Consider the following 13,208-nt stretch of genomic DNA (forward strand, 5'->3'; position numbering starts at 1 on the left):
TTTTTATGTTATTCATCGAATAAGCAGGCAATTAATTAGATGTTTTTATAGAAATAGTATATTTGTTTAATGCTTAACGCTTAAAAACCCCAATTTTCTAATTATTTCGAATGAAACAATATTGTTTGAACCCCCTTGTTTACTTGATTGCCCTACTCTCTATTCCAAGTTTTTCTCAAAATTCTATTAACGGATCTATTACAGATTCAGACAAAAATCCTGTTGCATTTGCGAATGTAATTTTGCTTCAAGCAAAAGATTCTGCAACTGTTTATAAAGGAACCGTGTCTGAAGAAGATGGGAAATTTATAATTGAAGATGTAGCAGATGATGAGTACGTGCTTCAAATAAGCTTTGTAGGTTACGAAGATTATTTGAAAAAAATAAAGGTTAAAAATGGTGAGAATTTAGGACGGATCATACTAAAAGAATCTGAAAACGGACTGGATGAAGTAGTTGTGAATGCTCGCAAGCCTAAGGTATCTAGGAAAGTAGACAGATTGGTTTTTGATGTTGAAAACACTAGTATTTCCAGCGGAGATTCCTGGGATATCTTAAAATACACTCCCGGAGTTATGGTGAGCCAGGGCCAGTTGCTTATAAAGAACAAACCCGCTGTAGTTTATATAAATGACAGGAAGGTTTATTTAAGTCAGCAGGAGTTGCAGCAGTTATTACAGGGTTTTTCCGGGAACAATATAAAATCTGTTGAAGTGATCACTAATCCCCCTGCAAGATATGATGCAGATGGAGGGGCCATTTTAAACATAGTTACTTCTAAGAATATTTCTATTGGATATAAGGGAGACATTAGTGCTTCTAATACTATTGCAATAGTTCCAAAATATACGGTTGGGACAAGCCAATATTACAAGAATGACTGGTTGAATGCTTATGCTAGTTATAACTACAATTCTAGATACGATTATAAAGAGGATATTGGTAATATTACTTATTATGAGCCTGATGGAAATGTAGATTCTTATTGGGATAACATCTTTAAAAAAGATTCAAGAACCATTTCTCATAGTTTGAACACAAATTTAGATTTCACATTGAATGAGAATAATAGCTTAAGCCTAAGTGCTAATCTACTTTTTACTCCAAAATCAGATTCAGAGATTTTAGGAAAAACAGAGATCTTTAATCCACAAAGGCAGTTAGATTCTTTATATACTACAGATAGTGATGTAAATTCTAATCAAGATAACCTTTTGTTCAATGCTACCTATTCTTCTAATTTAAATGATAAGGGAGCAAATTTATCTGTTCAGGCTAATTATATCAATTATAAAAATGATCAATTTCAAGATCTTACCACAACATTTTTAAATTCTGAAGAGGTAGAGTATGATAGAAACAATTTTAGCACTGTTTCTTTTCAAGATACAGAGATCTTAGCAGCTCAGGTAGATCTTACTACAAGCATAGCCGGACTTCCATTTGAAACTGGACTTAAAGCTTCTAGAATTTTATCAGACAGCGGATTGGATTTCTTCAACGTTGATAATACCATAGATTATTCTGTAGGTTTCCTTTCTGATGCTTTTAAGTATGATGAAAATATTTATGCGGGATATGTTAGTTTATCTAAAGATTGGGATAAATGGGCGGTAAAGGCAGGATTGAGAGGAGAATATACCGATGCTCTTGGAACTTCTTCTAATGTAGGAGCTTTAAACGATCAGCAATATTTTGAATTGTTTCCAACTTTCTTTTTACTGCATAGTCCCACAGAAGATCACTCCTATAGTCTAAATTATAGTAGAAGAATTTCCAGACCAGCCTTCCAAAGCTTAAATTCTTTTAGGTATTTCTTGAATGAAAATAACTTTCAAGAAGGAAATCCACAATTGCAGCCTGGAATAACCAATAAGATCACCCTAAATTATACCTATAAATCTAAGCTTTCTTTTGATCTGTATTGGGAAGGCACCAACAATGCGATTACGATCTTACCCTTTCAAAATAATGAATTTAAATTCTTGAGATCTGTAAATTCTAATTTAGATTACGATCAGCAATACAGCTTAGACGTTTCTTATTATTCTTATGTAAATGATTGGTGGTATTTCTACGGACTGGCTTCTTTTTATAATCTAAAATCTGATTTCTATGCCTTGGAAAGCGGAAATCAAAAAGTGACTAATGAAGTTACCAGTGCATTTGTAAATATTTTCAATCAGTTCACGTTGTCTAAAGACAGAACGTTCACTATGGATGTTTCGGGAATGTATCTTCCAGATTTTATTGCCGGATCTTACGATTTTGATCCTCAGTATTCTTTAAATATCGGGTTGAGAAAATCATTCTTAAACGGACGTTTGATAGCTACGGTAAATGCAGATGATATTTTTAATACCAACAATATTCCGCTGGTATCAAAATATTTAAATCAGAACAATTCGTTCTTTGCTAAACCGGAATCTCGGAAAGTGAGATTTTCTCTAAGATATAAATTCGGAAACTTTAAATTAAGAGATAATCAGCGTGCTGTAGATGCTGAAGAAGGTGAGCGTTTAAAAGAAAAGTCGCTTTTATAGATCTTATATACGCTTTCTAAATATCTGTTTTTCATCTTACTGATGCATATTGAAAACAAATTCTTAATTTTGCACTCTCAAATAAATTGATTTGGCAAAAATAGGAAACATAGATGTTGGAGAATTCCCGTTGCTTTTAGCACCGATGGAAGATGTGAGCGATCCGCCATTTCGCGCTTTGTGTAAAGAACAAGGGGCAGATGTAGTGTATACAGAATTTATTTCTTCAGAAGGACTTATTCGCGATGCCGCGAAAAGCGTAATGAAACTTGATATTTACGAAAAAGAGCGTCCTGTTGGTATCCAGATCTTTGGTGCCAATCTGGAATCTATGCTACAATCTGTAGAGATCGTAGAGAAATCGAACCCGGATATTATCGATATTAATTTTGGATGTCCTGTAAAGAAGGTAGTATCTAAAGGTGCCGGAGCCGGAATTCTTAAAGATATAGACTTGATGGTTTCCCTAACAGCGGCCATGGTAAAACACACACATTTACCGGTTACTGTTAAAACCCGTTTAGGATGGGATCAAGACTCCATAAAGATCGTTGAGGTTGCAGAACGATTGCAAGATGCAGGAGCAGCTTCTATTGCTATTCACGGTAGAACCCGAGCACAGATGTATAAAGGTGTGGCAGATTGGGGTCCTATTGCAGACGTTAAGAACAATCCTAGAATGCACATTCCTGTCTTTGGAAATGGCGATGTAGATTCTCCAGAGAAAGCTATGGAAATGCGAGATAGATACGGATTAGACGGAGCCATGATTGGACGTGCAAGTATTGGGTATCCATGGTTTTTTAGAGAAGTGAAGCACTTTTTTGAGACTGGTGAACATATGGCGCCTCCAACTTTGGAAGAGCGTGTACAAGCCGCCAGAAAGCATTTGCAAATGGCTATAGATTGGAAAGGTGAGAAGTTAGGAGTTTTTGAAACTCGTAGACATTACACCAACTACTTTAAAGGAATTCCGCATTTTAAAGAGTATAGAACCAAAATGGTAACCAGCGATGATTCTATAGATGTTTTTGCAGCTTTTGATGAGGTAGAAAGAGAATTTGCAGGCTTCGAATTCGCTTAAATTCCCAATGCTTTTTTACTTCGGGTTGCAGCAATATAAGATGCTGAAATTCCTAACACACCTATAGTTAAAGCCACTATTAGAATATTGATCGCCTTTATGCTTACAGGATAAGGAAGGCTAGGGGTGATCATTACAAAGTTAAATTCTAACTGAAGGTAGACCAGCACTATTCCGAAGATAAGTCCGAGAACTCCACCAATCACGGTCATTAAAGTACCCTGAAAGAAAAAGATATTTTTTATAGAATTCGGGGTTGCCCCAATATTGTATAAAGTCTTAATGTTTTCTCTTTTATCTAAGATCACCATTATTATAGAACCCACTACATTAAATAGTGCAATGATCAACACTAAAGTAAATATAAGATATACCGCAAGATTTTCGGTATTTAGCATTTTATAAAGCGTTTCATTAAGCTGCGCTCTAGTTTTTACTTCCACGTTATTCCCAAAGATCTTTTCTAGTTTTTTGGAAATATTATCTATATCTGCTTCTGGTTTGGTTTTGAATTCTAAAGATGAAATTTCATCATCTTTCATATCAAGCAATTTCCGAGCGAACATTAGATTTGAGAACACAAATTTGTTATCTAATTCTTCGTTGATGCTATAAATACCGGTAACAATAACACTTTCTCTACTAAACGCACTATTTATATTGGTGAGTTTTATCTGCCCTTTCCCCGGCTTAGGCACCATAATATTGAGAAGATTATTATAATCAAATGGAGAGATAGAAAGCAATTTAGAGATTCCATTTCCAACCACTACCTGATATTCAGATTGGGCAAGCCAGGTTCCGTAAACCATAGCGCTATCTACATTGTTCACACGTTGATAATTGGAATCTACTCCCTTGAGATACGCGGTATGGTTTTTAGATCTGTAATCTAAGAAAACGCGCTCTTCAATAGTTTGAGTAAAGCCTTCGATACCTTCTATCTTTAAGATATCTTCTTTTTCCTTTTCTGTAAATTGAATGATCTTACCTTCAGAAGGCAAAACTTTTAGATCTGGATCAAATTCATTCGTAAAGGAGAGGCTAAAATCTTTTAATCCGGAGAAACCGGAAAGTACTACAAATAAAGCAAGGGTTCCTGCAAATATTCCAATAGCAGCAATAATGGTAATAATATTTATCGCATTACTGCTGCTTTTGGTAAAAAGATATCGCTTTGCGATGTAGAGGGAAAAATTCAAATTAAGATTTTTTCCTGCGCTCTAAAAGATCTGGTTGATCTATAGGGTTTTCTTTACCTTTCATAGATTTCTCTAAGTTGTCTATATACTCTAAAGAATCATCTACAAAGAAATCTAGATCTGGCATACGTCTTAATTGGTTTTTAGTACGCTGCGCCAATTCATGCTTTATCTTATGCTTAATCAAATTAAGATCATCAAGCACTTCCTGTGCATTTTTATTCGGAAAAATACTTAAATATGCTTTTGCTATAGAAAGATCTGTTGTAACTGTTACTTTAGAAACGGAGATCAAAATGCCCGACACCCCAGAATCTCTAAGATGATTTTGCAGGATCTCTGCTAGATCCTTTTGTAGAACTCCACCTATTTTTTTTTGTCTATTTGTTTCCATAGTACAAAAGTAGCATATTTAAAGATTATAGTATTTTTATAAGCTGAAATAAGATGAATAATTAGATTTTAGTTGCAATGAGAAAGATAGAACATATAGGGATAGCTGTAAAGAATATGGAAGAAGCCAATAAGACCTACCAAGATCTTTTAGGTGCAGAGCCATATAAAGCGGAAGAAGTGGAAAGCGAAGGAGTACTAACTTCCTTCTTTAAAATTGGGGATAGTAAGATCGAGTTATTGTCTGCTACAAATGAGAATAGTCCTATTGCCAAATTCTTGTCTAAAAGGGGAGAAGGGATACATCATATTGCATTTGACGTAGAAGATATTCAAAAAGAGATCTTAGATCTTGAGAAAAAAGGATTTACTTTAATTAATAAAGAACCTAAGAAAGGTGCTGATAATAAATTAGTTGCGTTCTTACATCCTAAAGATTCTCATGGGGTTCTGGTAGAATTATGCCAGGATATGAATAATAATAAATAAATTATTTGGTGCGTAAGTAGCAATTATCTAAATTTGCGCCCTCATATACCTATTGAGCCGGTCCTATAGCTCAGCTGGTTAGAGCACCTGACTCATAATCAGGTGGTCCCTGGTTCGAGTCCAGGTGGGACCACTTTTAAACATTGATAAGCCCTATAAACAGTACGTTTGTAGGGCTTTTTTTATTTTAGGGGCTGAATAAGGGGCGGAATTAATTAATTAATTTTAATATATTTATAGGAATTTTTAAAAAAGCTTTTACTAATTTTTAACTAAACATATATATATGAATATCAAATCTACTCCTAAGTTAGTGAAACTTAAAAATTTGATCTTAGATAAAGATAACCCAAGGTTTGCTGAATTATATAGCGGAAGTGATAAGGAGGAAGATCTGATTAATTATTTATTATATAATGAATCGGCCGAAGATGTGGCAAAATCAATCTTTGAAGCAGATGAATTTTATCCTGATCGCCCATTGTGGGTTTTAGAAGATGGTAAAAATTTTTTAGTTAAAGATGGTAATAGGAGGTGTGCATCAGTTAAAGCTCTAAATCACCCCTTAAAATACGGTTTGGATGTGGCTTTTAAAATGAATATAAAAGAATTACCCGTATTAGTATATAAGGATAAGTCTGATTTAGATGAAAGGATTCGTCAAGAACATACAAGTAGCTTATTTAAACAATGGGGAAGAATTGCAAAAGCTATTGAAGTTTTCCGATTATATAAAACTGGAACGTCAATTGAATCAATGAGAGATTTTGATTCCTCGCCAAATGAACTTATTAAATTAGCAAGCTTTTATTATGAAGCAGTAAAGTTATCTTCAGAAGATTTTAAAAAATTACTTCGAAGTGGAAAGGGTAAATCTGGAGGAAAGACAATTGTTTTTGAAAGACTTTTCAAATATAGAAAAGAATGCGGTTATACTTTTAAAAGAGATTTCGAAATTGATATCAAGGATAAAACCTACTTTGAATCTTACATTAAATCAATGGTGGCTTATTTAAAAGATAATCCTGAGACTTCATCAAGAACAATAGATAGAATGAAAGGCGAATTCTTGAAAGAGTTAAAGCCTTATGGTTTCCCGCCAGTATCGTCAACTAATCCTAGCACAGGAGGTACTTCAACTTCAAGTGCTTCTACTACAACTTCAGGATCAAGTTCGCAAAGCAATTCTGGAGCCGCCTCTAGCAATGATGGAAAAGCAAGCCCAATACCTTCCAGTTCAACACCAAGTTCTGGAACATCTTCAACGTCCAATCCTTCTACTTCAAATCCTTCAACTTCTAATAGTGGTAGAAAAAGTGTGAAACACAAACCAATTTATACACGAAAAAAGATACCTGCACCTCTGGAAAACTTAATTAAAGAATGCTATAATTTAGATCAGAATAATTTTCCAAATGCAAAAACTGCAATGAGTAGAATTACATTTGAATGTACTCTTAAATTTATAGTTGAAAATACAGATAAAGGAAACGGTAAGGCATTGAAAACTTCAAACCATTTTCAAGACGTGTATTTCAAAAAAGGAAAACCTACTCTATACACAGATTTTGATAAATTAAAATCTAAATTTACAGAGTTAATTAAAGATACAGGTACTAAGAAAGCATTTGAAGATTTTAATTTACAGAATTCTCATCAGATCATTCACAATTACCATGTTAGAGCCGTTCCTGCAAATGCCAAAGGATTGTGTGATAATTTAATAGTGCTTATTGAGTTCATGCTACAAGAAGAATCTGATCTCTTACAATCCTTGGATCAATCAAAAATTTAATAATGTTATATTCTCCCTTAAGATATCCTGGCGGAAAAAATAAAATAGCTCCATTTCTAGCTAAGATTTGTGTTGATAATAATATAAATGGGCATTATGTTGAGCCTTATTCCGGAGGGGCTGCAGTGGGCTTATTTCTGCTTTTTGAGAATTTCGTTGAGAGGATAACAATTAATGATAAGGACAGATCTGTTTATGCATTTTGGTTTTGTGTATTGAATAAAACTAATGCTCTTTGTAAATTAATTGAAGAAACCGATATAACAATTGAGCAATGGAGAAAGCAACGCAAAATTCAACTAATAAAAGATAAAGCAGATATTTTAGAGTTAGGCTTTTCAACCTTTTTTATGAATAGAACTAACCGCTCTGGTATTATTTCGGCAGGTCCAATTGGGGGAATGGAGCAAATCGGTCAATATAAAATTGATTGTAGATTTAATAAAGAAGATTTAATCCAAAGGATCAGATTAATTGCTTCTAAAAAAAGTAAAATAAAATTATATAAAAAGGATGCTATAAAATTGGTGCATAAAATTCAAAATGAATCGACTGATAATAATATAATATTTTACTTTGACCCTCCATATTTTTTAAAAGCTAACTCACTTTATCTTAATCATTATTTGCCTGAAAATCATAAAGACGTAAGTCAGGTTATAAAATCAATTACGGATATTAACTGGATTGTTTCATATGATAATGTCTCCGAAATAAGAAAGCTTTATGATGATTGTGCTAAAAAAGAATTTGAATTCTACCATACTGCTTACGAAATAAGACAGGGTAAAGAAATATTATTTTTTAGTCCTAATTTAATAATGCCTGAAATTGAAGATTGGAACCCGCTTAATTTTAAATATAAGAAAAATTCAAAAAAAAGGGACATAATTTATATTTAGCCTATAGCTTTATTTTTTTCATCTAATCTTTTGTAAAGAGGTAATGTCTGTCTATTTAGATCAATCATTTTAATATTTAGAAATGGTCTTTCTATATGATCCTTCACTTCAAATTCTTTAAGAATAGCATTTAGACGCACGAAATTCTCGGTAAACTCTGTAGTAGTGTAAAAGTCTGTGTAAAGTTCAGAAACACGCTTAGAACAGTTCCAGACTTGACATTTAAACTTTGCGTCATTCTTAGTAACATACTTTGTAACATAAGAAGCTATAGACCTAATATTATTTGAGTTTAATTGTTTCACATCAAAAGCAGAAGAAGGTTTGTAATTTTTCTTTCTAGGCTTGATTCCGTTTTTAAGTTGAAGATCAATCCAGTAATTCCACCACTTGTCTATTTTCCAATATTTATTTGTGATCATGTGGAAATGTACATTCCCCTTAAAAGCATCATTTTTATTTTGACGTTCTGCAACCCATACGTATTGAAAATCTTCACTTCTTTTCTTAGCGTTATCTATAAACTTGCGTAAGAGATTTATCGCTTCTTCATCTGTAACCTTATTTAGAAATGTGAGAGTAACAAAATTTAACCGCTTGTAACATCTAGCAAAGCATGTAATCTTCTTTCGGATCTTTTGTTTTGATCTTCTGGAAAGTGTTCTAAGTTTAATTTCTTTCTTTTCTTCATTTACTATTTTCTTTTTAATTGGTTTCTTATCGGGATCTGGTTTTTTGCGTTGTAAAGCAGAACCAGCAAATTCTTCTTTGGGAATTACGCCGAACTGTGTTGTTGAGAATCCGACGCTTATTCCATATGTATTTTTGACTATCATAATCTGAATCGTTGCACATTAATTAAAACCATTAAAAGGTTTCTTATTAAGGGTTTTCTAAGAGTGCGTTTTATTAAAGGTTAAAAAAAAAGACGCTACTCTTGAATATGTGCAGGAATGAAACTATCTCTATAAAATCTTCGAATGTACTTTGCGGATCTTCTGTTGTAAACATTCATATACTTCCAAGTAGAGTGGCTCTTATGAAGAAACATAGAGAAGCCGTTTAATTTATCTACGTATGTCCATTTCTTTGGTTTAGTGCCATCTTCAAAATAGACTATAACTGAATAATCATTCTTCTTTTTTAACATGATACACCTCCTCTTGATTTTAAAGTTTTAATCTGAGTAAGTGCTTGAATAACTTCTTCCTGTTTATAAAGAATTCTGTTACCAATACGATAACCTACGATAGAACCAGTTTTAGTCCATTCGTGAAGTGTTGGAAGTGAAATGCAAAGCGTTTTTGCTGTTTCTTTTCGAGTAAGTAGTTTTAGAGATTTTGGTTCTCCAAAGTTTAAAGAATTGAGTTTTCTTTCTAGAACTTCTTCAACGACTTTTTTTATGTCGGATAGTTCCAATGATGTTAATAATACTTTTGTCATTTTTAATTTTATTTAATTAATTATGACGCAAATATGTTACACAGGAGTGCTTGGGGTTTGGGCTGGGGTTACCCCAAATTTTTATTTTATTTTTTCTATATCTTCTTTTATTTTGTCTGCTATTTCTTCAAAACCCGCATTATCAAATAGTTGTAAAACTTTTTCTAAATTATCTTGATTTCTTACTTCATCATTATTTCCGTATAAAAAAGGGATTTGTTTTCTAGTGTCCCCAAAATTTTGCCCGATTATTGGTTCTAAAATTTTAGCAGATTTTATGTTATCATATCTTCTTAGGTCTAATCCTAAATAATGTAATGCTAGTAATTTTTGCTTGTGAGTAAGAGTTGATTTCTTTGAAGTTTTTTGTGGAGTGTTGTCCAATTCTATTAACCACTTATAGTATTCTGAAAATTCAAAAGCCTGTTTAGATATATGTTTTTTTATATTCAAAGATTCTTCTGTGTCAATAGTAGAATTTGAAATTGGGAATTTTCCAGTAGTCAGAAAACTATGAACCGCTTCAGTAAATAGAGGTCTCAACATATCGCTAATAGATAGTTTAAAAATTTGAGTTTGATTTGCTTTTTTTAGATGAACTAGTCCATTCCTTTTAATTTTGGGAGTTGGAGAATAATCTAAATAATTATTTATTTCCCTTAATTCATTCTCGATTAAAAAATTCTTATTTATAGTTTTTTCTAATGCTGAATTGAAATCGTTTTGCAGTTCAGTAAGTGTTGCTAAGTTCATTAATTAAAGAATGGATGATTAACTAGTTTATCTGCGTTTTGTTCTTGAGTGATCTTTATATATTGCATGAATGATCTTTCAGACCTATGTCCTGTAATCTTCATTATTGAGATTGTTGGTACATCAGCTAAATATAAATTTGTTGCAAAACTTCTTCTCGCAGTATGAGTGGAAACAAGATCAAATTTTTTAATTGGAGTTTTCTCTACTTTTCCACCTCTTGTAATAGTGGTTTCAACATTTTCTTTTAATCCAGCTAATGAGGCGACATCTTTTAAATATCTATTCATAACTTGATTAGTATATGCTTTTGGAAGTTCATTATCGTATTTCTTTAAAATCTTTTTGACTGTTTTATGTAAAGGAATAGAAACTCTTTCTCCTGTTTTTTGAGTTCGCACTTGAATGATAGATTTTTCAGAAATTATATTCTCAGGTTTAATTTGAGTGAAATCAGAAAAACGTAAACCAGTATAACATCCAATTAAAAACAAATCTCTTACTTTATCAAGTCTAGGACTAGCCGATAAATCCAATTTCTCAAAACAATCTAATTCTTTGATCGAAAGATATATTGAATCTGATTCTTCTCTTAGCGTTTTAAACTTTCTTTTCTTGAATTCAAGATTTGTATTATAACCTCTATCTGTAGCCTCATTCAAGAATGATTTAAGCGTTTTAATATGTTTTCCAACAGTATTAGCTGCAAGCTTATTTTCAATAGATAGATAAGCGATGTATTGATTATAAAATTCAAGATTTATGGAATGAAAGTCAATCTCTTTATTTAAGTAGCTAGAATATTTTTTTAGGTAGTTATAAGTGGTAGTATAAACTTTTACCGTTCCTTCTTTTTTATGCGCCTTACTTTCTTCTATGTAATCTTCAATAAATTTTAAAAGTGTTGTTCTTTTAGCTTGTAATATATTGTCAGATAAGAAAGCTTCTAATTCTTCTTTTAAATTAGTATTATTTGGTTGAGTACCGTCATTAAGTAATTTTCTAAAAGCTGTTTTAATTCCGTTTTCAATTTTGTTTAATCGAGTATTGAATTCAGGATATTCAGGAAATTGTTTTGTTTCCTTGACTCTTTGAGCTGGATCATTCCAATATTTAGGAAGAATCTTTTCGCCTGTAGAGTATTTGAATCTTTTATAATTATAATAAAAGTTCAAGTAAATTAAAGTTTCCTTTTTGGAGTTTGGTTCTTTAAGTTTGAAATTAGCTTTTCCCATGTCCCAAATATATTATAAAAAGCCTTAGGGGCGGAGAGAGGGGCGGAATAAATTTGATTTGATCTTATTCCTCCTGTTTTTCCTTTACTCATTAAACCCCTATAATATAGCCTTGAGGCTTATGAATAAAGAAAATACAGTAAAATAGCATAAAAATTTATTATGTACAGGTGGGACCACAGAATACTTAAAAGCCTTTCACTTAGTGGAAGGCTTTTTTATTTACAATTTAGTGGTGCTACTACTATTTCATCTTCTAATTTAAAGCGCTATCTTATAAGGATTGGAAGCCGTATAAATTATTTGGCCCAGAATTTGAAATCATGTTTCTTAGTAGAAGATTTGATGCTGAGTATTTTAGCTCGTGTATACGAGAAATGTGTATATGTTATTTTTATAATTAATAATATAAAACTATACTTCAGATAAATCCGTATCTATTAAAAGTTTACGTCTTGTCTTGAAAATTTTTGCTGGATAAGATTAATGTAATACTTTAGACGAAATTATGAATTGTAAAAAGATTTCTTCCCTAGTTCTCTTTTTGGCAATAGTATTATTGCCATTCATTGGATTTTCGCAAATAAATCCCCCTGAACCTCAGAGGATGGATGCAGGTCCTGGAGGTCCTCCACCTCCGGTTGGTCTACCTATAGATGACCACCTTCCTGTATTGCTGTTGGCAGGTTTTAGTTTAGGTATTTATATAGTAGTCTTCCAAAAAGCTACTAAGAAAGTTCTGTAATTCTTTTCACGTATTTACCAATCACATCAAACTCTAAGTTAACAATAGTTCCCTCTTTCAATAATTTGAAGGTTGTATGCTCATAGGTATATGGAATAATAGCCACACTAAATTCATTCAATTTCGAATTTACTACCGTTAAACTAACACCATTTACGGTAATAGATCCTTTCTCTATTGTGATGTTGGTTAATGTAGGGTCATAAGTAAAGGTATAAACCCAGCTTCCATTGGTTTCTTCAACACTCTTGCATGTTCCAACTTGGTCTACATGGCCTTGCACAATATGTCCATCTAATCTTGCACCCAGCTTCATGCCTCTTTCCAAATTTACAAGATCCCCTTTTAGCCAATTACCAAGACTGGTTTTTGCTATGGTTTCTTTTATGGCAGTTACGGTGTAGGTATTATCTTTAATAGAAACCACTGTAAGGCAGATGCCATTGTGGGATACACTTTGATCTATTTTAAGTTCAGAAGTCATTTTAGCCTTAATGCTAAGATGGAGATTGTCCTTCTCACGGGTTACTTCTTCAATTTCTCCTAGTTCTTCTACAATTCCGGTAAACATATGTGTGGATTATTCTTACATTTGTGTGGTAAAAATAGAAATAAAAAAGGGGA

General features: G+C 32.5%; 14 protein-coding genes and 1 tRNA gene. 7 read left to right on the forward strand and 8 right to left on the reverse strand.

The features are described 5' to 3' along the window. Positions 1 to 110: 110 nt before the first annotated feature. Together BLT84_RS04395 and dusB are read left to right on the forward strand one after the other, a co-directional pair. Positions 111 to 2,543 carry an outer membrane beta-barrel protein gene (locus tag BLT84_RS04395; protein WP_091263155.1) on the forward strand — a complete coding sequence of 811 codons (2,433 nt, stop codon included), beginning with the start codon at positions 111 to 113 and terminating at the stop codon, positions 2,541 to 2,543. A 91-nt stretch (positions 2,544 to 2,634) separates the two neighbouring features. Continuing rightward, a complete protein-coding gene (dusB, locus tag BLT84_RS04400) occupies positions 2,635 to 3,627 on the forward strand; it encodes a tRNA dihydrouridine synthase DusB (protein WP_034887109.1) in 993 nt (330 codons plus the stop codon). Here dusB and BLT84_RS04405 read toward each other — a convergent pair. Then, positions 3,624 to 4,829: an ABC transporter permease gene (locus BLT84_RS04405; protein ID WP_091263156.1), complete on the reverse strand. Its 1,206-nt coding sequence runs from the start codon at positions 4,827 to 4,829 to the stop codon at positions 3,624 to 3,626. The genes dusB and BLT84_RS04405 overlap by 4 nt on opposite strands. A gap of 1 nt (position 4,830) precedes the next feature. Beyond that, positions 4,831 to 5,223, reverse strand: coding sequence for a 30S ribosome-binding factor RbfA (gene rbfA / locus BLT84_RS04410; protein WP_034887107.1), 393 nt, complete (start codon positions 5,221 to 5,223; stop codon positions 4,831 to 4,833). Between the two features lie 77 nt (positions 5,224 to 5,300). On the opposite strand from rbfA, the gene mce reads away from it, so the two are divergent. The 4 genes from mce (at position 5,301) to BLT84_RS04430 (ending at position 8,408) form a co-directional block, all read left to right on the forward strand. Beyond that, a complete protein-coding gene (gene mce, locus BLT84_RS04415) occupies positions 5,301 to 5,711 on the forward strand; it encodes a methylmalonyl-CoA epimerase (protein ID WP_034887106.1) in 411 nt (136 codons plus the stop codon). Between the two features lie 59 nt (positions 5,712 to 5,770). Then, positions 5,771 to 5,844: transfer RNA gene (locus BLT84_RS04420), tRNA-Ile, on the forward strand. Positions 5,845 to 5,997: 153 nt separating this feature from the next. Beyond that, on the forward strand, positions 5,998 to 7,506 hold the full coding sequence (locus tag BLT84_RS04425) for a hypothetical protein (RefSeq protein WP_091263158.1): 1,509 nt from the start codon (positions 5,998 to 6,000) through the stop codon (positions 7,504 to 7,506). A 2-nt stretch (positions 7,507 to 7,508) separates the two neighbouring features. Continuing rightward, positions 7,509 to 8,408, forward strand: a complete 900-nt coding sequence (locus BLT84_RS04430; protein ID WP_091263160.1) for a DNA adenine methylase — start codon at positions 7,509 to 7,511, stop codon at positions 8,406 to 8,408. On the opposite strand, the gene BLT84_RS04435 is transcribed toward BLT84_RS04430, so the two are convergent. The 5 genes from BLT84_RS04435 to BLT84_RS04455 form a co-directional block, all read right to left on the reverse strand. After that, positions 8,405 to 9,244: a hypothetical protein gene (locus tag BLT84_RS04435; protein ID WP_091263162.1), complete on the reverse strand. Its 840-nt coding sequence runs from the start codon at positions 9,242 to 9,244 to the stop codon at positions 8,405 to 8,407. The two genes, BLT84_RS04430 and BLT84_RS04435, sit on opposite strands and share 4 nt — an antisense overlap. 95 nt (positions 9,245 to 9,339) lie before the next feature. Further along, positions 9,340 to 9,558, reverse strand: a complete 219-nt coding sequence (locus tag BLT84_RS04440; protein WP_091263164.1) for a hypothetical protein — start codon at positions 9,556 to 9,558, stop codon at positions 9,340 to 9,342. Continuing rightward, the gene (locus tag BLT84_RS04445) at positions 9,552 to 9,851 is read right to left on the reverse strand and encodes a helix-turn-helix domain-containing protein (RefSeq protein WP_051931035.1); all 300 of its coding nucleotides are present in this window, start codon (positions 9,849 to 9,851) and stop codon (positions 9,552 to 9,554) included. The genes BLT84_RS04440 and BLT84_RS04445 overlap by 7 nt, the downstream gene beginning before the upstream one ends. A gap of 81 nt (positions 9,852 to 9,932) precedes the next feature. Continuing rightward, positions 9,933 to 10,604 (reverse strand): hypothetical protein, encoded by a 672-nt coding sequence (locus BLT84_RS04450; RefSeq protein WP_091263166.1) that lies wholly within the window; start codon positions 10,602 to 10,604, stop codon positions 9,933 to 9,935. After that, positions 10,604 to 11,839: a site-specific integrase gene (locus tag BLT84_RS04455; RefSeq protein ID WP_091263168.1), complete on the reverse strand. Its 1,236-nt coding sequence runs from the start codon at positions 11,837 to 11,839 to the stop codon at positions 10,604 to 10,606. The genes BLT84_RS04450 and BLT84_RS04455 overlap by 1 nt, the downstream gene beginning before the upstream one ends. Positions 11,840 to 12,347: 508 nt before the next feature. Here BLT84_RS04455 and BLT84_RS04460 point away from each other — a divergent pair. Further along, positions 12,348 to 12,584: a hypothetical protein gene (locus BLT84_RS04460; protein WP_091263171.1), complete on the forward strand. Its 237-nt coding sequence runs from the start codon at positions 12,348 to 12,350 to the stop codon at positions 12,582 to 12,584. Here BLT84_RS04460 and BLT84_RS04465 read toward each other — a convergent pair. Further along, positions 12,568 to 13,155, reverse strand: a complete 588-nt coding sequence (locus tag BLT84_RS04465) for a riboflavin synthase (RefSeq protein WP_091263172.1) — start codon at positions 13,153 to 13,155, stop codon at positions 12,568 to 12,570. The genes BLT84_RS04460 and BLT84_RS04465 overlap by 17 nt on opposite strands. Between the last annotated feature and the right edge of the window lie 53 nt (positions 13,156 to 13,208).

Source organism: Gillisia sp. Hel1_33_143 (assembly GCF_900104765.1).
In the GTDB taxonomy this organism is placed as follows: domain Bacteria; phylum Bacteroidota; class Bacteroidia; order Flavobacteriales; family Flavobacteriaceae; genus Gillisia.